14 protein-coding genes and 1 pseudogene are annotated in these 21,248 nt (G+C 62.3%); 7 read left to right on the top strand and 8 right to left on the bottom strand.

Features of this window, described 5'->3' with window-relative positions; genetic code table 11:
* The first annotated feature begins 274 nt into the window (after positions 1-274).
* The gene (locus EFD56_RS17600; RefSeq protein WP_126905884.1) at positions 275-1,162 is read left to right on the top strand and encodes a hypothetical protein; all 888 of its coding nucleotides are present in this window, start codon (positions 275-277) and stop codon (positions 1,160-1,162) included.
* A 1-nt stretch (position 1,163) separates the two neighbouring features.
* Here EFD56_RS17600 and EFD56_RS17595 read toward each other — a convergent pair whose 3' ends face one another.
* Positions 1,164-1,616, bottom strand: a complete 453-nt coding sequence (locus EFD56_RS17595; protein ID WP_085742936.1) for a GatB/YqeY domain-containing protein — start codon at positions 1,614-1,616, stop codon at positions 1,164-1,166.
* Positions 1,617-1,886: 270 nt separating this feature from the next.
* On the opposite strand from EFD56_RS17595, the gene carA reads away from it, so the two are divergent.
* Entirely contained in the window at positions 1,887-3,092 is a 1,206-nt protein-coding gene (gene carA / locus EFD56_RS17590) for a glutamine-hydrolyzing carbamoyl-phosphate synthase small subunit (RefSeq protein ID WP_085743674.1), read from the top strand.
* Between the two features lie 264 nt (positions 3,093-3,356).
* Here carA and EFD56_RS17585 read toward each other — a convergent pair.
* Both EFD56_RS17585 and EFD56_RS17580 read right to left on the bottom strand, forming a co-directional pair.
* Positions 3,357-3,982 (bottom strand): annotated as a pseudogene (locus EFD56_RS17585) (class I SAM-dependent methyltransferase).
* Between the two features lie 286 nt (positions 3,983-4,268).
* Positions 4,269-5,378, bottom strand: coding sequence for a sulfite oxidase (locus EFD56_RS17580; protein ID WP_085742937.1), 1,110 nt, complete (start codon positions 5,376-5,378; stop codon positions 4,269-4,271).
* Positions 5,379-5,771: 393 nt separating this feature from the next.
* On the opposite strand from EFD56_RS17580, the gene EFD56_RS17575 reads away from it, so the two are divergent.
* On the top strand, positions 5,772-7,088 hold the full coding sequence (locus EFD56_RS17575; protein WP_064828112.1) for a DUF7256 domain-containing protein: 1,317 nt from the start codon (positions 5,772-5,774) through the stop codon (positions 7,086-7,088).
* 463 nt (positions 7,089-7,551) lie between these two features.
* Positions 7,552-7,872, top strand: coding sequence for an antibiotic biosynthesis monooxygenase family protein (locus EFD56_RS17570; protein ID WP_010003937.1), 321 nt, complete (start codon positions 7,552-7,554; stop codon positions 7,870-7,872).
* An 18-nt stretch (positions 7,873-7,890) separates the two neighbouring features.
* On the opposite strand, the gene EFD56_RS17565 is transcribed toward EFD56_RS17570, so the two are convergent.
* Positions 7,891-9,294: an MATE family efflux transporter gene (locus EFD56_RS17565; protein WP_085742938.1), complete on the bottom strand. Its 1,404-nt coding sequence runs from the start codon at positions 9,292-9,294 to the stop codon at positions 7,891-7,893.
* A 145-nt stretch (positions 9,295-9,439) separates the two neighbouring features.
* Complete coding sequence (locus tag EFD56_RS17560) at positions 9,440-10,684, bottom strand: TCR/Tet family MFS transporter (RefSeq protein ID WP_085742939.1); 1,245 nt, start codon at positions 10,682-10,684, stop codon at positions 9,440-9,442.
* 333 nt (positions 10,685-11,017) lie between these two features.
* Between EFD56_RS17560 and EFD56_RS17555 the strand changes: the two genes are divergently transcribed.
* Positions 11,018-12,010, top strand: a complete 993-nt coding sequence (locus tag EFD56_RS17555) for an aldo/keto reductase (protein ID WP_085742940.1) — start codon at positions 11,018-11,020, stop codon at positions 12,008-12,010.
* Between the two features lie 225 nt (positions 12,011-12,235).
* Here the strand turns inward: EFD56_RS17555 and ypfJ are convergent, their stop codons facing one another.
* Entirely contained in the window at positions 12,236-13,156 is a 921-nt protein-coding gene (ypfJ, locus tag EFD56_RS17550; RefSeq protein WP_085742941.1) for a KPN_02809 family neutral zinc metallopeptidase, read from the bottom strand.
* A 480-nt stretch (positions 13,157-13,636) separates the two neighbouring features.
* On the opposite strand from ypfJ, the gene EFD56_RS17545 reads away from it, so the two are divergent.
* On the top strand, positions 13,637-14,665 hold the full coding sequence (locus EFD56_RS17545; protein WP_085743675.1) for a zinc-dependent alcohol dehydrogenase family protein: 1,029 nt from the start codon (positions 13,637-13,639) through the stop codon (positions 14,663-14,665).
* Positions 14,666-14,835: 170 nt separating this feature from the next.
* Entirely contained in the window at positions 14,836-18,324 is a 3,489-nt protein-coding gene (gene carB, locus EFD56_RS17540; protein WP_085742942.1) for a carbamoyl-phosphate synthase large subunit, read from the top strand.
* Positions 18,325-18,438: 114 nt separating this feature from the next.
* On the opposite strand, the gene EFD56_RS17535 is transcribed toward carB, so the two are convergent.
* Together EFD56_RS17535 and EFD56_RS17530 are read right to left on the bottom strand one after the other, a co-directional pair.
* Entirely contained in the window at positions 18,439-19,893 is a 1,455-nt protein-coding gene (locus EFD56_RS17535) for a UdgX family uracil-DNA binding protein (protein WP_085742943.1), read from the bottom strand.
* Positions 19,893-21,125, bottom strand: a complete 1,233-nt coding sequence (locus EFD56_RS17530) for a putative DNA modification/repair radical SAM protein (RefSeq protein ID WP_085742944.1) — start codon at positions 21,123-21,125, stop codon at positions 19,893-19,895. The genes EFD56_RS17535 and EFD56_RS17530 overlap by 1 nt, the downstream gene beginning before the upstream one ends.
* Positions 21,126-21,248: the final 123 nt, after the last annotated feature.

The following is a 21,248-nucleotide window of genomic DNA, read 5'->3' as shown; positions in this document are numbered from 1 at the left end:
ATCTCAACAAAGCGATCCCCGAGCGAAGCACCATCCCTACCCCCGGCGCCGCTTCGCAAGGGTGCCTTTGCAAATAGCCTCCGGCTTGGGCTTCGGCCCTGCGTGCCGGCGGAAGCAAAGTGCAAGAAGGCAGGAGCGCCCCCAGCTCCTGCCTTCTTAAATTTTTGGCTTCCTGATACAAATTCCCTTTTGAAATTAACCGATTATTGACAAATCCGTTGACATCAGGCGCTTGCCTGACGGAAGTATGTGCGACTTTCCTGGACCCCTTCCCATGGCATTTACCGCTGAAACTCTTGCGGCGGACGATCGCTTTCTCGCTGCGATCCTCCACTGCGCCGATCAGATGCTGGCGATCTATCGTGAGAGCCCGCGTATCGCCTCGATTTTCGCCGCACAGCAGCGCTGGCTGATGGCCCATGCCGGCTTCGCGCTTCATTATGGCCACCCCGATTATGAAAAGAGCGGCCTCTATTCCGGCCGCTTCGTCGATTTTGCGGTCAAGAACGACATCGCCAGCCGCAACACGGCCGCGGCCTTCATGCAGGAAATGCTGGCCTATCGCTTCCTACGTCCGGCGCCTGGTGCCGACAAGCGCACACGCTATCTGGAACCCACCGAAATCGCCGAGCAGCATTTCACCCGCTGGCTCGTCACCCACATGATGATCCTCGACAGCCTCGACGGCGGCGAACGCGCCGAGAAGATCGCTGCCGACCCCGCGGCGATGATGGCAGCGATCCAGCCGCGCATCGCAAAGGCGATCATCGGCAGCCAGGCGGTGCGCAGTCCAGGCCCGACCTTCAACCTCTTCAATTGGGCAAATTCCGGCGGGCTGGTGATGGACTACCTGATCTCGCGCCTTCCGGATTTTCCCCGGACGGCCGAGCGCGTCGTGGTCGGCCCCCTGTCGCTGCGGGAGCTGCGCGAGCAGTTCATGATATCGAACACGCATCTGAAGCGACTTCTGACGCAGGCGTCAAATATGGGAAGCGTCGGCTGGACCGAGCCCTCCCGCAAGGGCGCCTTCTGGCTGTCGGGCCCCTTCATCCTGGAATACTGGAATTATCAGGCGGCGAAATTCGCCATCGTCGATGCCGCCGCCGAAGCGGTGCTCGGGCCTGCGGTCCTGATCGAACCGCAGGCGAGACGCGCGGTGTGAATTAGCTCAGCAGCTCCTTGACGGTCGCTGACGCCTTAGCGAAATCCATCTGGCCGGCATAACGCTCCTTGAGCGCGGCCATCACCTTACCCATGTCCTTGACGCCAGAGGAGCCCGTCTCCGCGATAACAGCCGAGATATTGGCGCGCACTTCGCTGTCCGACAGCTGCTTCGGCATGAAATCCTGAATGACGGTGATTTCGGCGCGCTCCTTGGCGGCGAGTTCCGGCCGGGAGTTCTCCTCGTAGATCTTTGCCGATTCGTCGCGCTGCTTCACCATCTTGGCGAGAATCTGCAAGATCTCGTCGTCGCTCGCCTGCTCCTTGCCGGCGCCGCGATTGGCAATATCGCGATCCTTGATCGCGGCCTGAATCAGCCGGACGGTGGAAAGCCGCTCCGAATCCTTGGCCTTCATCGCCTCTTTCAGCTGGGTGGCGAGTTGATCGCGCAGCATGGTCTTTTCTCCTGATTTGATGCCGCTTCATAAACCACGCTGATGCGGGGGATCAAATAAATTGCGCGATCGGCGCGATAAAGCGCAGGAAAACGGCCGCTTTTCCGGTTACAAAGATTGACGCTCAGCGATTGCGTGGCTATCTACCGCCACCTGCACCAAAATTCGTGATCAGGCCTGAAGCGCGCGGCATTGCCGTGCCCACACGCCTGCGAGATCAAATGGCAGCGAGCGCGGTAACGCGCATCGGCCGCCGGAAACGGGATGAAGATGACCGCGACAGCACCCTGGACAATCGAAAAGCCGACCGCCCTGCTCGTTCTTGCCGACGGCACGGTGATCGAAGGTAAGGGCATCGGCGCCACCGGCAAGATCCAGGCCGAGGTCGTCTTCAATACGGCACTGACCGGCTATGAAGAGATCATGACCGACCCTTCCTATCTCGGCCAGATCGTCACCTTCACCTTTCCCCATATCGGCAATATCGGCACCAATGATGAAGACATCGAGGATCTGACGCCTGCCGCCCGCCACGGCGCCGTCGGCGTCATCTTCAAGGCCGACATCACCGAACCGTCGAACTACCGCGCCGCCAAGCATCTCGACCAGTGGCTGAAAGCGCGCGGCATCATCGGTCTCTGCGGCATCGACACCCGCGCCCTGACCGCCTGGATCCGCGAGAACGGCGCTCCCAACGCAGTGATCGCCCACGATCCGAACGGTGCCTTCGACATCGAGACGCTGAAGGCCGAAGCCAAGGCCTGGAGCGGCCTCGAAGGCCTCGACCTCGCCAAGATCGCCACGTCGGGCCAGTCCTCGCAATGGACCCAGACGCCCTGGATCTGGAACGAAGGCTACGGCGAGCTCGGTGCGGCCGATGCCAAGTATCATGTCGTCTGCCTCGACTACGGCGTCAAGCGCAACATTCTGCGCCTGTTTGCCGGCCTCGACTGCAAGGTCACCATCGTGCCGGCGACAACGAGCGCCGAAGACGTGCTCGCCATGCAGCCGGACGGCATCTTCCTGTCGAACGGCCCCGGCGATCCGGCGGCAACCGGCGAATATGCTGTGCCGGTGATCAAGACGCTTGTTAAGACCGATATCCCGGTCTTCGGCATCTGCCTCGGCCATCAGATGCTCGGCCTCGCCCTCGGCGCCAAGACCGAGAAGATGCACCAGGGTCATCACGGCGCCAACCATCCCGTCAAGGATCACACGACCGGCAAGGTCGAGATCGTCTCGATGAACCATGGCTTCGCGGTCGACTCGAAGTCGCTGCCCGATGGCGTTGAAGAGACTCATATTTCGCTTTTCGACGGCACCAATTGCGGCCTGCGCGTCCTCGGCAAGCAGGTCTTCTCCGTCCAGCACCATCCGGAGGCCTCCCCCGGCCCGCAGGACAGCCACTATCTCTTCCGCCGCTTCATCAACATGGTGCGCGAGAAGAAGGGCGAGCCGGCGCTCGCCGAACGCTGATTTCAAGAACTCCCGATTTCGCAAGGGCCTGCTAAACTGGCAACCACTAACGTGATGTGGAATCTCTTGAATCTTGAAGCAGCAATGAGAGGAAGGACCGCTATCTGCCGAAGCGGTCTTTTTTCGTTATAAAGGAATAAGGCTGCTTCGCGCCTTCATATCGGCCACAGATGCGGTCTTTGCTTCGCCCGAAAGCCAGACATTGGTGACCATCTAAAGTTATAGTCGCGCCACATGCGGCCATTCCCGCAAGGTCTGTGTGCCTCAGGCCCGACTCGCCCGAATGCTCAGCCACCGATCATAGGGCTTTCCGACGCACCGACGTACCTCGCTGACAATCCAGCCGGAGTCTGTGAGTGCGGACCGCAGGGCAGGCTCGCGCCAGTACGTCTCGAAATAATGCCGCGGCGCTGCAGCACTGCCGTGTGTGGACCCATCCTCGCCGTCGCCCTCTCTAACCGAGACGTGCAGTCGGCCACCGGTCCGGGTCGCCTCGGCAAGCCGTCCAAGCACCATACCGAAATCCCCGCGCGCGACGTGAATCAGGCAGGCACAGGCCCAGATCCCGTCGTACGGTGTGCCAGGACGCTGCGGGTCGGCCAGGTCTTCGGTCAGCGGGTCCAACAGGTCGGCCTCGAAGCCACTCTCGCGAAGCAGTTCGACGAAACCTTGGAAATGTCGGTGCGCCGGACGCTAATCCCCCGCTTCTCAAGCTCAAGTGCATCTCGCCCGCCACCGCTTCCGATCTCCAGCACCCTGCCCGAGCCACCCAGCTCGGTCACGAACACATTGATCTCTGTCGCGACCCATTCGGGCATCGCCGCGGCCTCGGCAGCGTACTCCGCCGCGACCATGTCATAGGATCGCACGGTCTCCCGGTCGGCGCTCATCCTAGCGCTCCTCCTTCAAGACAAGAGGCCGATGAGCGAGAGGCCCATCAGCCCGTTGCGCCTTTCACACTTCGGCAGTTGGTGACATCGCCCGCGATTTGCTTCCCAGCTTAGCAGAAATGCGATCAAAGACACCACCGACCGATTGCATTGCTGCCGGGCGGCAATGCACGCCCTCATAACTGTCATCGAGCCACCCGACGCTGTTGCTGCAAAGCGGACATGACGCAGTGACAACGCAGGTCGCAGTTGCGCCAAAAGCCGCCATTCCGCCCCATGCGGGTGATCAGATCACGAATTCCTCCTCGTACGTCTGTGGCTCGGGAACGACCGTCACCTCCACCGGAACGATCCAGTTGGCCGCGTAGCTCTCGCAGTCGGAACGCTGGAGGTCGGGCTGCATGCGCCCCGCACCATCGATCGCGCGGCATCGCAGGATATATCGCCCCGCTTCTTCAGGGGTCCACATGTACTCCCACAAGCGCCATGCGAAGGGATGTTCTGTTTCGAGGAGCCTTCCCTCGCGCCAGCCTCTGCCATCTCCGGTGCAGACCTGCACCTGCCGGATAGCAGCCTCTCCGCTCCAGGCGGCTCCGAAAATCCGATACGGTTGGCCGGCGACGAGACGCGCGCCCTGCACGGGACGCGCGATCTGCGCTTTGACCTCCATCTCCGCAAGCGGGACCAGCCTGGGTTCCCCGAGGCTGCGCTCCCATCGGAAATAGTCGCGCGCCTGCCAGTAGCCAAGGAACGGTTGCTCCACGACAGTGATATCAGTGATCCACTTGACCCAAGCCATGCCGAACCAGCCACCCACGACCGCGCGCAGCGGGTAGCCGTGATCGCGCGTCAACGGCTCCCCGTTCATCGAATAGGCAAGCATGGTGCTGTCAGCGACGGCCTTCTCAAGCGGTAAACTGCGCGCAAAAGCGATGGGGCCTGGAGAAGCCGTTTTCTTGTTCGTGTCGACGACGCCGCTGTCTGCGCCGACGAGCAGAACCTCACGTGCGGTTGGCTTGACGCCCGCCATTTCTAAAATCTCGCGCAGAGGAACACCGGTCCACGCGGCATTGCCGACGGCTCCGTTCTGCCACTGCAACCCCTCCCTCGGCGGCACATAGTAGACGCGCCCGTTCCCTGCGCACTCGACGACGGCAGTGAGAGTCGTGCTTCGCATCGCCTTGATGCTATCGAGGTCAAGTTCGATCGGCCGCTCCACCGCCCCGCCAATGCGCAATCTCCAATCTCGCGCATCGAGCTCCGGCGACGGGAAATGGTTTCGCACGAAGAACAGCTCGGTTGGGATCAGCCAAGCCGAGAGTGACGCAAAGGGAAACTCGATGTTCGGTGGGGATTTCTGTCGAACTATTAGACTGGGTTGCTCAGGTGTCGGCATCGTCCTCGTCTCCCCTTCAAAGAGCACAACGTTGGCACTCGATCACGCGAATTCCGCTTCGATCGCACCGCCCCTCGCAGTGCGTCTGTCGCGTTCCGTCCCCATTCTAGCACATCCCGCTCGTTCCTCGGATCGACCTCGAACGGCAGCAAAGGGCGCGAATGCTGCTATAGGCCCCAAGTCTCTTTCGCGCCCCCATGTCGGTGCTGCGATGTCTCGAAAACCTCCTTAGCAGGAACAGAAAGAATGCGCGGTTTGGGGCGTGATCTTTCGTCGTGAACGACTGGGAGCGCCTTCCGCGCCACGCTTAGCCTTCAACCTCCCGCTACGTCATTGCCTTGTTTCCAACCCGTCCTATCTCTTGCGCGGGACGGTCAGCGAGAGAGGACGCGCATGCCGATAGACAATGCGAGATTGGCGCCGATGCAGCCGGGTGTATCCGTAGAGGAGCTGAAGGCGGCTTTGGGGACGAGCTGGCAGGAACCGGGCATTCAGGCGGAGGGCCGTCTGCATATCGAGGAGTTCGGCACGCGCATTACCGCCGATGGCAGGCTTGGCGAAGTTCATTTCCGCGCCCCCTTCGAACTTCCCCCTATCCATGGCGTCAGGATGGGAATGCCGGCCGAAGAGCTGCATCGGCTTTATCCCGTCGCCGAGCGCATTTATGACGAGAGAGAGAAATACGGCTGGACCATGCTGAAGATGAACCTGTCGGATACGCTCCTGCTCGGCGTAGGCATCAGAGAGGGTGTCGTCAGGATCATCAGCCTCACGGATCCGACGGCGGTCTATCCGGAGCGGCCTTATAAATATGCCGATCCCAACCTCACCGAGGCCTATGACCTGGCGATGACCGATCCTGTCGATCTCGCCCGCCGTCCCGAAAGTGGCTGGTGCCACGGCTGCCCGCCCGGTATCGATGCCAGCAGATGGCCGGTCAGCACTACCAACGGTATGCCGCTTCGCCACGCCTTCACGGTGAAACTGCCGCCGCCATACCGCATGCTCGGCGATGAGTATGTGGCAATCTCGCTCTTCGTCGACGAGCAATGGGAGACGCCGCCGGCAAGCAAAAATGTGGGCGCGGGAGGCGCGCGCGGCGCCGATCCGCGCCGCTTCGACATCGAATTCATGGACAACGACTACGTTCTCTTCTGGCTGACGGAAGAGGAGTTTGCAGCACCGCTCGGCGTCCCTCCAATAATCGAGGGCACCCCTGTCCCCGGCTGGCTCTCGAAATCGCCGCTCGATTATTTCGGAGAATTCAACCTGCCGAGGACGGTGGCGGAACAACAGGCAAAAAACGTCTTTTCGCCCGGCGGACTTGCCGTCCGCGAGCTTCTGGCGGCAACCCGGAAGCCGGGCGGATGGAAGAACCTGCCAGGCCGCGAGGCACTGCATTATGGCTGGCCGATCGAGATCACGCTGCGCGAGGGCGATCCGAATGTCGGCAAGCCGGCGCGCGAATTCAGGCACCAAAACGAGCTCAGCGGCTATATCGCCGCCTATTCAGAGGAAGGCCAGGAGCTGGGGCTGGAGCGCTTCCAGGACTGGCACGCCCATCTCGGCGGCACGATGTTTCCCATGCAGGGCTATCCCGATTTCTCACCTTACTACATCGAAATCTCGGAAATCTTCGGCGGCTTCAATTTCGGAAGCGGCGTCGCCCAGATCGATCTCAAGGAGATGAAGCTCGAATGGGCCTGCTGACGCCGGAGAGATTGGCGAGGGCTGGCAATGACGGGGCGCAGGCCCGGCTGGAGTGCGTCAATCGGCGTGGACAAGGATCAGGCTGCTGATTTGCCAGTCTTAGACATTTAGGGATCGTTCCTACAATGGCCGCTCGGGGCTAAACCGAGACCTTGTATTAGCTCTCGAATGCATGGTCCGCTATTGCCGGCAAGCCCCGGTCAGGTACCGGTCCGCTCGCGGCCCCAAACCGGTCGTTCCTCCCGTCGAGCCCACCGACTGCCGCTGCCGGCGCACAGTTGCTATCCAGCTGTCGAAAACCACCATATAGGAGGCAATGCCGTCACTCTGGCACACGACGGCTTCAGAAGCGGGCGCCCCACAATTCCAAGTCAGTGACCGGACGGCTTCGCTTCCATATTGACCTCAACCGCACTTGAGGAATTACAAACGCCCCGCGGACATCCGATGCAGGAGAAACGGGATGAGCGGAGCTTTCTATCGTGTCGACAAATTCGTCGTGCCGGCGGCGGCGCGCGAGGAATTTCTTGTCAAAGTGATGATGACTCACAAGCTGCTGGAGGCGCAGGAGGGTTTCATCGATCACCGGGTGCTGGAGCAGGTCGCCGGTTCCGGCGAATTCAATTTCGTCACCATTGCCGAATGGGAAAATACCGAGGTCGTCGAGCGCGCGCGGGCAGCCGTCGCGGCCGCCCACAAGGCTGCCAATTTCGATCCGCAGGAGATGTTTGCCCGTCTCGGCATTCGCGCCGATATCGCCAGCTACAAACCTGTCGCGGCGTAGAGATAGCTTGCGGCAAGCTCAGGCCCCTGAAGTCGCTCCCTCCCGGCGAAGGAGAAGATAGAAGCGTGCGCAGAGCATGACGGCGGCCGCCGCCAGTCCGACGAGGAAGCCGAACCAGATGCCGATGCCGCCGAAGCCGAGCGGGAAGGCAAAGGCCCAGGCGAGGAAGAAGCCGATCGGCCAATAGGCGATCAGCGCCATGATCATCGGCACGCGCGCATCTTTCAGGCCGCGCAGCAATCCGTTGGCGATCACCTGCAGCCCGTCGACGAGCTGGAAAAGCCCGGCAACGACGATCAGCGGCCCGGCATAGGCCAGCACTTGCGGCGCCTCGGGCGAGCTGACGTCGAGGAACCAGCTGCCGAGGAATTGCGGCGTGGTGGCAAAGAGCACCGAACCCACCGCCGAGATCGCACAGGCGATGACGACCACCATGATCGAAGCGCGCACCAGCCCGTGATAATCGCCCTGCCCGTGCGCGACACCGACGCGCACCGTCGCCGCCTGGCTGAGGCCGAGGGGGATCATGAAGGCGATCGAGGCCCATTGCAGGGCGATGCCGTGCGCAGCGAGCTCGATGGTGCCGATATAGCCCATCAAGAGCGATGCCACAGTGAACAGGCTGACCTCGGCAAGTATGGTGACGCTGATCGGCAGGCCGAGCCGTATGACTTCCCGCAGCGCATGCCAGTCGGGCTTCCAGAACCGCACGAAGATCTCATAGCGGCGTGTCTCCGCCCGCTTCTGGACGAAGGCAAGGATGAAGAGGAAACCGGCTGCCTGCACCACGACCGACACGATGGCCGCACCTTCAAGCCCCATTGCGGGGAAGCCGAAATGGCCGAGCACCAGGGCGTAGGCAAAGATCGCATTCATCACCAGGGTGACGATGGTGACGTTGAGAATGATGCCCGCCTTGCCGATGGCGCTGACGAGGGCCCGCATGACGTTGAAGAGCAGCGCCGGCAGCACGCCGAACTGGCCGATCATGATGTAGCCATGGGCCAGTTTCGCGACCTCGGGCTTCTGCTGCGCGAAGAGAAGGATCTGCTCGGAATTGAAGAAGGCGGGCTGCATGATGACCCAGTATCCGATCACCACCCAGAGACCCATGCGCAGCGCCCGGCGCACGGAGACGACGTCGCCGCGGCCATAGGCCTGAGCCACCATCGGAATGACGGCGATGGCAAAACCCGAGCCGAAGATCAGGATCGTGAACAGGAACTGGGCCGACAGTACCATCGCCGCCAGATGCTCGGCGCCGAGACGCCCGACAATCATCACGTCGGTGGTGTTGATGCCGAGCTGAGCGAGCTGGGCGCCGATCAGAGGAATGCCGAGCGCCAGCGTTGCGCGGAAATGTGCGCCCCAACGGTTATCCTTTGTCGGCGCAAGCCTGCGCGCGTCGATCGGCGTGTCCATGACACCAGTCCTGTGATTGAAATCTGCAACGCCGCGTAATTAGGCGGCAAAATATCCTTCGGACTTAAATCAAAGCCTCGCAAAGAACTACCCCAGAACGGGCAGATGATGAAAAATTCATCATGACATCACTATTTCTGATTGATCAGCCCGCCGCTTCCAGCGCCTCGGCCGGCTCTCGGACGCGAACCCTGGTCAGGAATACCCCGGCGGCCAGCAGGATGAGCACGGCGGCGGTGAGATAAGGCGCACCGGCAAAGGTGACGGGCGCGTCGGGCCGGGTGAAATAGCCGAACATCTGCGTGAAGATCAGCGGCCCGACGATCGTGGTGATGCTGCTGAGGCTGGTCAGCGCGCCCTGCAGCTCGCCCTGCGCCGAAGGCGGCACTTTGCCGGCGGCGATGCTGCGCAGCGGCGGATCGGCGACGTTTTCCATGACGGTCGCGACGATGACGACGTAGACGATCCACCCCTCCCAGGCGAAGGCATAGCCGGTCAGTCCTGCAGCCGAGAAGCAAAGGCCGAGGACAGCGGTCTTCCACTCGCCGAGGAGGGGCACGATCCGCGGCAGGACGAAGCCCATGACGAGCGCGGCACCGATGCCGTAGATACCGAGCGACAGGCCGATCTGCCCCTCGCTCCAGCCGTAACGATAGGTCGAGACGAACGACCAGACGGAGGGATAGACGGCATGCGCCAGGAAAAACAGGAACATCACCAGACACACCCAGCCGATGCCGGGGTAATGGCGCATCTGGCGCAGCGCGCCGAGCGGGTTGGCGCGCTTCCACTCGAAGCGGCGGCGGTTCTTCGCTTCCAGCGTTTCCGGCAGCAGGAAGCAGGCGGCGATGAAATTGAGGAGCGACAGCGCTGCCGCGCCAAGGAACGGCACGCGCGGCCCGAACTCTCCGAGAAAACCGCCGATAACCGGGCCGATCGTGAAGCCGACCCCGAAGGCGATGCCGATCAGCCCGAAATTCTTCGCCCGGTTCTCCTCGGTACTGATGTCGGCGATATAGGCCGAGCATGTGGCGAAGCTGCCGCCGCTGATGCCGGCAAGCACGCGGCCGACGAACAGCATCCAGAAGCTGGTGGCGATGCCGCAGATGAAATTGTCGATCGCAAAGGTCAGCACCGAAAGCAGAAGCACCGGCCGGCGGCCGAAACGATCGGACAGGTTTCCGAGCAGCGGTGCGAAGAGGAATTGCATGCCAGCATAGACGAGCATCAGCCAGCCGCCGTCGATCGCCGCATCGCTGACACTGCCGCCGGTCAGTTGCTCCAGATAGGCGGGCAGCACCGGCATGATGATGGCGATGCCGATGATATCGAGGAAGAGAATGACGAAGACCAGGAAAAGGCCGCGACGAACGAATTTCGGGTCAAGCATGAGGCATCTCTACAGCGTTTGTTTCTGAAAAGACGATCTCGTCGCCGCTCAAGTGACATAGCTCAGAAAGAAACTCGAAACAATCCGTGAACATTTCAAAGTTTTTGATGCAGTCGTACGGGAAGTTTATGAAAGCCCTCAACCGCCGGGCGCGGCGGCCCGGTTGCCAGCTATTGCCCTCGCGGCAATGGCGTCCAGATCATCAAGAGCAGCGTCATTCGTTGTGCATGCCCACGCACAGCCCGTCCGGCGTCCGTCGGATTATCGCTGAGGTGCATAGGCAGTAAAACGGCATAGGACGGCGCCGCTCGGGCGCAAATCAAGGAGACGACAATGCAGACCTATCGCTTGGGAAAAACGGGACCCGAAGTCTCGGCCATCGGCCTCGGCTGCATGGGCATGTCGGGCATGTACGGCCCTTCTGACCGCGCCGAAAGCATCGCGACGATCCATGCCGCGCTCGACGCCGGCGTCAACCTGCTCGACACCGGTGATTTCTATGGCATGGGCCATAATGAAATGCTGATCGGCGAGGCTTTGAAGGGCCGCAGGCGGGAAAACGCCATCATCAGCGTCAAGTTCGGGGCGCTGCGCGACCCCGCCGGCGGCTGGGGCGGCATCGACGCCCGCCCGGTCGCGGTGAAGAACTTCCTCGCCTATTCGCTGCAGCGTCTCGGCGTCGATTATATCGACATCTACCGCCCTGCCCGCCTCGATCCGAATGTGCCGATCGAGGACACCGTCGGCACCATCGCCGATCTGGTCAAATCAGGCTATGTCAGACATATCGGCCTGTCGGAAGTCGGCGCCGAGACGATCCGCCGCGCCGCCGCTGTTGCGCCGATCGTCGATCTGCAGATTGAATATTCGCTGATCTCGCGCGGCATCGAGGAGAAGATCCTGCCGGCGACACGCGAGCTCGGCATCTCGATTACCGCTTACGGAGTGCTCTCGCGCGGTCTGATCAGCGGCCACTGGCAGAAGGGCCAGGCCGCGACCGGCGACTTCCGCGCCTACAGCCCGCGCTTCCAGGACGGCAATATCGACCAGAACCTCGCTCTCGTGGAAAAACTCCGCGAGATCGCCGAGGCAAAGAGCGTCTCGGTCGCCCAGATCGCCATCGCCTGGGTCGCCGCCAAGGGCAAGGATATCGTCCCCCTCATCGGTGCGCGCCGCCGCGACCGGCTGACCGAGGCGCTCGGCTCACGTGCGGTGGATCTGTCGGCAGACGATTTCGAAGCCATCGAACGCGCCGTGCCGAAGGGTGCCGCCGCCGGCGGTCGTTATCCGGAGCAGATGCTGCAGCATATGGATAGTGAGAAGTAAGTATGGGCCGAGGAGCCCGAAGCGAAGGTCGTGCCGTGAGGCCCCCTCATCCGCCTGCCGGCACCTTCTCCCCGAGGGGAGAAGAGGATAAGCCGCAAGCGTCCGTTCTCACCACAAACGCTTCTATTGGAATGCAACACTGCCACGAATCTCTTCTCCCCGGCGGGGAGAAGGTGCCGGCAGGCGGATGAGGGGGCCACACGCGCAAACCTTGGCCAAGCAACCTCAAACCGGCCCCGACAACGTATCGCAGGCCGACAGCTGCCCGCTGTCGAAGCCGCGCTTGAACCATTTGACGCGCTGGGCCGAGGTGCCGTGGTTGAAACTCTCGGGCACGACGTAACCCTGCGTCCGCTTCTGCAGCGTATCGTCGCCGATCTGCTGCGCCGCATTCAGCGCCTCCTCCAGGTCGCCGGCCTCCAATATGCCCTTCTGCTGGGTATATTTGCCCCAGATGCCGGCGAAGCAGTCGGCCTGCAACTCGATGCGCACCGACATCTCATTGGCCCGCTCCTCGCTCATCCCCTGGCGAGCCTTGTTGAACTGCGGCAGGATGCCGAGCAGGTTCTGCACATGGTGGCCGACCTCATGGGCGACGACATAGGCTTCGGCAAAGTCGCCCGAAGCACCGAACCGATCGGAGAGTTCCTGGAAGAAATCCGTGTCCAGATAGACCTTATGATCGCCGGGGCAGTAGAACGGCCCGGTCGCTGCCGATGCCGAGCCGCAGGCCGATGCCGTCGCGCCCGAGAACAGCACGAGGCGCGGCTCCTCGTAGGCCCGGCCCTGCGACTGGAAGATGCCGTTCCAAGTATCCTCGGTCTCGGCGAGCACAGTGCGCATGAAGGCGGTCATTTCGTCATTGGCGGGTGTGCGTGTTCCCTCGGACTGGCTCTGCTCGTAGCCGGGGCCGCCCGTCATACTGCCGGTATCGAGCACCTGCAGCAAGTCGACGCCCATCATCCTGAAGATGAAATAGATGACGACGAGGAAGATGATCGTGCCGATGCTCAAGCCGCCGCCGGCGCGGCGAACACCGCCGCCCGAGGGAAAGTTGAAGCCGCCGCCGCGGCCGAACCCGCCGCTGCTCGGCTCGCCGCGGCGATCCTCGATATTGTCGGACTGACGCCGGCCTCTCCATTCCATCTTCGTTCTCCCCGGCAATGTGCTTGTCTTCAACGAATTTATATAACCGGCCGCGGGAGGAATTCCAGCAGCTTCATCCACGTGCAAAACAGGCGGCTGAACAGCTCACTTTTTCCTCGGGCTTTGCTGCGCCGGCCCCTTTTGACCACCACCTTTTCCGGCGCTGCTATGCTGGGTCTCCCCCTGGCGGGCCAGCTCTCTCTCAACGGTCTCCCGCGAGCCTTCCGCCGGTTCCCTGTCTCTCGGATCTACCATCACGACCTCCATGTTCTCGACTGCAAACTTGAAAGAACGGGATATTGTTCCCCTTTACAGAGTAAGTGAGCTCCCAGCGACATCTCTCTGTCACGATCCACCCCGGTCGCCGGAGAGGTGCCTCGATGTCCGTCTCCGTTACTTAAAGAAGATGCATCAACCGCTTGACCCGACTCCTGCTTTTGCTCTTTCTGATAAAGGCGGAGAATGCGGGAGGAGATGGCCATGAAAGCAATACGCCTGCAAGCGACAGGACAGTTGCAGCTTTGCGAGATCGAAAAACCAGCACCGGGGCCGGGCGACCTGCTGGTCCGCGTCGAAGCCTGCGGCATTTGCGGCACCGACCGCCATATCTTCCATGGCGAATTTCCCTCGAAGCCGCCGGTGACGCTCGGCCATGAATTTGCAGGCATCGTCGAGGCGGTTGGAGCCGGTGTGACTGATTTCCGCTCCGGCATGCGCGTGACGGGCGATCCCAACATCTCTTGCGGCGGCTGCGAGGAATGCCGGCGCGGCCGCGTCAATCTCTGCCGGAAGCTGCAGGCGATCGGCATTCACCGCGACGGCGGCTTCGCCGAATATGTCTGCATGCCTGAAAGCCAGGCTTTTCCCCTGCCGACAGATATCGACCCGCTGCACGGCGCCTTCTGCGAGCCGCTGGCCTGCTGCATTCACGGCGTCGATCTCGCCGGGCTAAAAACCGGCTCGTCGGCCGTCGTGCTCGGCGGCGGCGTCATCGGCCTGCTGACGATTCAGCTGGCACGGCTTGCCGGCGCGACCCGCATCGTGCTGGTGACTCGCAGCGCCGAAAAGCGCCGGCTGGCCGAAAGCCTCGGCGCGACGGCAACGGCCGATCCCGGCGACGGCGATATCGTTGCCCGTATCATCGCCGAAGACGGGCTTCTGCCCGGCGGCGCCGACGTCGTCTTCGAATGCGCCGGTGTGGCCGAGACGATGCAGCAGGCGCCCCGGCTTGCCCGGCGCGGCGGCACCGCCGTCATTTTGGGCGTCATGCCGCAGGGCGCCACGATCGAGATCGAACCCTTCGACCTGCTGTTTCGCGAAGTCGCGCTGATTAGCTCCTTCGTCAATCCTTTCACCCATGCCCGCGCCGCCGATCTCATCGCCTCCGGCAGGATCAGGGTCGGGCCGCTGATATCCAGGCGGATCGGGCTTGAGGAGGCCCCGGAAGCGATCACCAACCCGGCCCGCGGAGGCGAAATCCGGGTGCTCGTCGTGCCGGACGGGAAATAGGTTTCACGCCATATCCGGATTCCTGTCGATTCCGCGATTTATGGGGTTCCGTTTGCAAATACATTTGCCTATAAGCCGCTTCTAGCCTGAAAAGACCTCAATGCGCGACCCGACCTGGTGATCTCCCACCCTGGCCGGCTTTTTGCGCAGCCAGACAATGGATATCGCCCATGCCGAAGCGCCAAGACATCAAATCGATCCTCATCATCGGCGCGGGACCGATCGTCATTGGCCAGGCTTGCGAGTTCGATTATTCCGGCACCCAGGCCTGCAAGGCGCTGAAGGAGGAAGGCTACCGCGTCATCCTCGTCAACTCCAACCCGGCGACGATCATGACCGATCCGGGCCTGGCCGATGCCACTTACGTCGAGCCGATCACCCCCGAAGTGGTCGCCAAGATCATCGCCAAGGAGCGCCCGGATGCGCTGCTGCCGACCATGGGCGGCCAGACGGCGCTGAACACTGCGCTGTCGCTGAAGCGCATGGGCGTGCTCGACCGCTACAATGTCGAGATGATCGGCGCCAAGCCGGCCGCCATCGACATGGCCGAAGACCGCGCGCTGTTCCGCGAGGCGATGGCCCGCATCGGCCTTGAAACGCCGCGCTCGATGCTGGCGAACGCCACCGACATCAAGGATCTCGACCGAAAGACGCACGAGGCCGAGCGCAGCAAGCTGCGCGAAAGCCTCTCCGGCTCCGACCTTGACAAGGCGCTGGACGAATTGGAAAACCAGTGGAACCTCGGCGAGAGCGACCGTAAGCAGCGTTATTTGAACCACGCCATGGCGATCGCCGCCCAGGCGCTCGATCATGTCGGCCTGCCCGCTATCATCCGCCCCTCCTTCACGCTCGGCGGCACCGGCGGCGGCATCGCCTATAACCGCTCGGAATTCTTCGAGATCGTCGGCGGCGGCCTCGACGCCTCGCCGACCACCGAAGTGCTGATCGAAGAATCGGTGCTCGGCTGGAAGGAGTATGAGATGGAGGTCGTCCGCGACAAGGCGGACAACTGCATCATCATCTGCTCGATCGAGAACATCGATCCGATGGGCGTCCATACCGGCGATTCGATCACCGTCGCCCCGGCGCTGACGCTGACCGACAAGGAATACCAGATCATGCGCAACGCCTCGATCGCGGTGCTGCGCGAGATTGGCGTCGAGACCGGCGGCTCGAACGTGCAGTTCGCCGTCAATCCGAAAGACGGCCGCCTCGTCGTTATCGAAATGAACCCGCGTGTGTCGCGCTCCTCGGCACTGGCTTCCAAAGCCACCGGCTTCCCGATCGCCAAGGTCGCCGCCAAGCTCGCCATCGGCTATACGCTCGACGAGCTCGAAAACGACATCACCGGCGGCGCTACGCCCGCCTCCTTCGAACCGTCGATCGACTATGTCGTCACCAAGATCCCGCGTTTCGCCTTCGAAAAATTCCCCGGCGCCTCGCCGATCCTGACGACCGCGATGAAGTCAGTCGGCGAAGTCATGGCGATCGGCCGCACCTTCGCCGAATCGCTGCAGAAGGCGCTGCGTGGCCTTGAGACCGGCCTGACCGGCCTCGACGAAATCGAAATCCCTGATTTCGAGGAAGGCGAATCCAGCCAGAACGCCATCCGCGCCGCCATCGGCACGCCGACGCCCGATCGCCTGCGCATGGTCGCCCAGGCGCTGCGCCAAGGCCTCAGCATCGAAGAGGTGCACGAGGGCTGCAAGATCGATCCCTGGTTTATCGCTGAGCTCAAGAACATCGTCGACATGGAAGCCCGCATCCGCGAGCATGGCCTGCCCGGCGATGCCGCCAACCTGCGCACGCTGAAGGCGATGGGCTTCTCCGACGCGCGCCTGGCAACCCTGACCGGCAAGCGCCCGAAGGAAGTCGCCGAACTGCGCAACGGCCTGAACGTTCGCCCGGTTTTCAAGCGCATCGACACCTGCGCGGCGGAATTCGCTTCGCCGACCGCCTACATGTATTCGACCTATGAGACGCCCTTCGTCGGCGCCGCCCGCTCGGAAGCGCAGGTCTCCGACCGCAAGAAGGTCGTCATCCTCGGCGGCGGCCCGAACCGCATCGGCCAGGGCATCGAGTTCGACTATTGCTGCTGCCATGCCGCCTTCGCGCTGAAGGATGCGGGCTATGAAGCAATCATGATCAACTGCAACCCGGAAACCGTCTCGACCGACTACGACACGTCCGACCGTCTCTATTTCGAGCCGCTGACGGCGGAAGACGTGATCGAGATCCTGCGCGCCGAGCAGGATAAGGGCGAAGTCGTCGGCGTCATCGTTCAGTTCGGCGGCCAGACGCCGCTGAAGCTTGCCGAGGCGCTCGAGAAAAACGGCATTCCGATCCTCGGCACCGCGCCCGATATGATCGACCTTGCCGAAGACCGCGACCGCTTCCAGAAGCTGCTGATGAAGCTCGACCTCAACCAGCCGAACAACGGCATCGCCTATTCGGTCGAGCAGGCCCGTCTCGTCGCCGCCGAAATCGGCTTCCCGCTGGTCGTGCGCCCGTCCTACGTGCTCGGCGGCCGCGCCATGCAGATCCTGCATTCGGAAGGCCAGCTGCAGACCTATCTGCTGGACACGGTGCCGGAACTGGTGCCCGAGGATATCAAGCAGCGTTATCCGAATGACAAGACCGGCCAGATCAACACCCTGCTCGGCAAGAACCCGCTGCTCTTCGACAGCTACCTCACCCATGCTATCGAAGTCGATGTCGACTGCCTCTCTGATGGAACCGACGTCTATGTCGCCGGCATCATGGAGCATATCGAGGAAGCCGGCATTCATTCCGGCGACAGCGCCTGCTCGCTGCCGCCGCGCTCGCTGCCCGTCGAACTGCTCGATGAGCTCGAACGCCAGGCGAAAGCCATGGCCAAGGCGCTCAATGTCGGCGGCCTGATGAACGTCCAGTTCGCCATCAAGGACGGCACAGTCTACGTGCTCGAAGTCAATCCGCGCGCCTCGCGCACCGTGCCCTTCGTCGCCAAGACCATCGGCGCGCCGATCGCCAAGATCGCCGCTCGCGTCATGGCCGGCGAGAAGCTCGATGCGACCTTCGCCGCCTACGGCGAGAAGCCCGATCCGCGCCAGCTGACACACATCGCCGTCAAGGAAGCCGTCTTCCCCTTCGCCCGTTTCCCCGGCGTCGACACGCTGCTCGGCCCGGAAATGCGTTCGACCGGTGAAGTCATCGGCCTCGATACCGATTTCGCGCTCGCCTTCGCCAAGTCTCAGCTCGGCGCCGGCGTCGAGCTGCCGCGTGACGGCACGGTCTTCGTCTCGGTGCGCGACGAGGACAAGTCGCGCGTGCTGCCGGCGATCCGCATCCTCGTCGAACAGGGCTTCAAGGTGCTGGCGACCGGCGGCACCGCCCGCTTCCTCGGCGAAAACGGCATCACCGCCACCAAGATCAACAAGGTGCTCGAAGGCCGTCCGCATATCGAGGACGCGATCCGCAACCGCCAGGTCCAGCTCGTCATCAACACCACCGACGGCAACAAGGCGATCTCGGACTCTAAGTCGCTGCGCCGCGCGACGCTGATGCAGAAGGTGCCCTATTATACGACGATGGCCGGCGCCGAGGCCGCCGCCCAGGCAATCAAGGCGCTGAAGGCCGGCAACCTCGAAGTGCGGCCGTTGCAGAGCTACTTCGCCTGAGACTGAAGCAATTCCAGCAAACTGCGCCCGCGGTTTTGCCTCCGGAATTGCGCAAAAAACAAAGAACAATGTCACCGCTCGATGAGCGGTGACGCGACTTCAAGCGGAATCCATTTATCCGGCTGACGTCATAAGCCCCTGAATCTCCAACATATCCTGACGAAAGCGCGCCATCTCCTCCGCCTTCAACCGCTCGTCGGGAATGCGCAGCAGATAGGACGGGTGCGCCGTCACGAAGAGCGTGCGCCCTCCTTCGATTGCCATCGCCTTTCCTCTGACGTCCTGCAGGCGGCCTTTCACATCGGTCAGCGCCGCAAGCGCCGTCGCCCCCATGGCGACGATCAGCTTCGGCTCGACGAGCGCCAATTCCAGATCGAGCCACCAGCGGCAATGCTTCACCTCGCCGATAGTGGGCTTCTGGTGGATACGCCGCTTGCCGCGCGGCTCGTATTTGAAATGCTTAACTGAGTTGGTGACGTAGACCATCGAACGGTCGATGCCCGCCTCCGCCATGACCTGATCGAAAAGCCGGCCGGCCGGGCCGACGAAGGGGCGCCCTGCAATATCCTCCTGATCGCCCGGCTGCTCGCCGACGAACATCACCGCCGCGTCGCGCGGCCCCTCCCCGAACACGGTTTGCGTGGCCTTGGCGTGAAGCGGACAACGGGTGCAGACGGCAGCCTCGGCGCGCAGGGCATCCAGCGTGCCGGCCGGCGCTTCGGGTTCTCTCGTACGGTTGCGCGCCGCATGCTGCAGCCGGTCGTGAAAGGGCAGCGATTGCGTTGCCTCCCTTGCGGCCATCTCCCGCACCTTGCTTTCGGCCGATGCGATCAAGCCGGGAATGAGATCGGCTTCCGGCAGGTTCTTCCAGTATTTTTTCGGCATTTCCGCCTGCATGGCCTTCAGCTTCACCCGCGCCGGATTGAAGATGCTGGCGTAATAGGTGCGCCAAAGCTCATCCGTTACATCGGTAAGATTGAGCTTCTCGCAGGGTTCGTCGCTGAACGTCAGCCGCTCGCCGTCCCAGGCGGCCGACCCCTTGGGTGTGGCGATCAACCAGTCCATGTCCGTGAAACGCCGTTGGAAGAAGGGTGCCGTGCGCCGGACGATGTGGTGGTCCGGCTCGAACCAGGCGATGAATTTTCGCCGCCCGGCGGAAACCGCGCCGACCTCCTTGAAGCGGACGAAGGCCGTCATCTTGTGCGCGTCGCGATGCACGTTTTTCGCCATCAGCCGGGCACGCACGACATCCTCGTCGGAGGTCACCTCGAGCAGCTGCCGGTCCAGCTGCAGCCGCCAGAGCAGGCGGTAAAGCAGCGCAAACCGCGCCGGATCGGAGTGACAGAGGACCGTCTCGGCAAGCTCGATGAAGGCGGGCGGCACTGTCATCGGCTTGCGTGATGCCGCCGGCGCCGGCGGCATGGCGTCGCGCTGAAAGGAAAGATCGGCCTCCGCGCTTTTCTCGCGCCAGTCGATCTCGCCGGGCACGATGCCGGCGGCCGCCAAGGCGCGTGCAGCATCGCGCCATTCGGCAAGCTCTCCGCGTCCTGCGAGCACGACCCGGCGCATCACAGCAACGACAATTGTTCGGGCTGCGGCTCGAACATGGCGCGGAGGTCCGGCCTGTCGATCAGCCGGCGCGGCGACCAGCCTTCGGCGCAAATGAAGGATTGGACCTTCTTGATCGAAACGCCGAGCCGAGAGAGATCGTCGAGCCGCAGGCGGCGAAAGCGGCGCGCCGAAATGACTGCCTTGACGGTCTTGGTGCCGAGACCCGGCACACGCAACAGCCGCTCACGCTCAGCCTTGTTGATATCGACGGGAAATTCGCTTCGATTGGCAAGCGCCCAAGCCAGCTTCGGGTCAAGGTTCAGATCAAGCATGCCATCCGCTTGGTTCGCGGTGATCTCGTCGATGCCGAACCCGTAGAACCGATAGAGCCAGTCCGCCTGATAAAGCCGGTGTTCGCGCATTAGTGGCGGCTTGATCAGCGGCAGGTTTTTCGACGAATCCGGTATCGGGCTGAAGGCGGAATAATAGACGCGCTTGAGACCGTAGCTGCTGTAAAGCCTGCCGCTGGTCGTCAAAATCGTCGCATCACTCGCGCCATCGGCGCCGACGATCATCTGCGTGCTCTGGCCGGCCGGGACGAAGCGCTGGCGTTTTTTGCTCTTCAGCGTCGGTTCGTCGGCAGCCTCGATCTTCAGTCTCAGCTCGCCCATTGACCGCCGGATATTGGCCGGTTTCTTCTCCGGCGCGAAGCGGGTGATGCCGGTGTCCGTCGGCAGTTCGATGTTGAGCGACAGCCGGTCGGCATAGAGCCCGGCCTCCTCGATCAGCCGCGGCGCCGCCTCGGGGATCGATTTCAGATGGATATAACCACGAAAATTATGGGTGACCCGCAATTCGCGGACGATACGAACCATCTCTTCCATCGTGTAATCGGACGAGCGAATGATGCCGGAGGAAAGAAAGAGACCTTCGATGTAATTGCGGCGATAGAATTCCAGCGTCAGCCAGATCACCTCTTCAGGCGTGAAGCGCGCCCGTTCGACATTGCTCGACGAGCGATTGACGCAATAAGCGCAGTCGTAGATGCAGAAATTCGTCAGCAGGATCTTCAGGAGCGAAATGCACCGGCCATCCGGCGCATAAGCATGGCAGATGCCCGATCCCTCGGTTGAACCGAGTCCGCCGCTGGTGCTCGAATCGCGTTTCACCGTGCCGCTGGAAGCGCAGGAAGCGTCATATTTGGCGGCGTCGGAAAGAATGGCCAAGCGTTCTGCAAGCGACTTCTTCATCCCTATGTTCACTATATGTTCCAGCGCCGTAAGTCAAGCCGGCCACTCTCGCCTCTGCCCGTTTTCCGGCGCAGCAGCCGATCTCGCAGGGTGCACCTTTCGTTTATGCGAATTTTCTGGAAA

Source organism: Rhizobium phaseoli, from assembly GCF_003985125.1.
In the GTDB taxonomy this organism is placed as follows: Bacteria; Pseudomonadota; Alphaproteobacteria; order Rhizobiales; family Rhizobiaceae; genus Rhizobium; species Rhizobium phaseoli.
The sequence above is the reverse complement of the archived record's forward strand: the minus strand, read 5'-3'. Positions and strand labels throughout refer to the sequence as shown.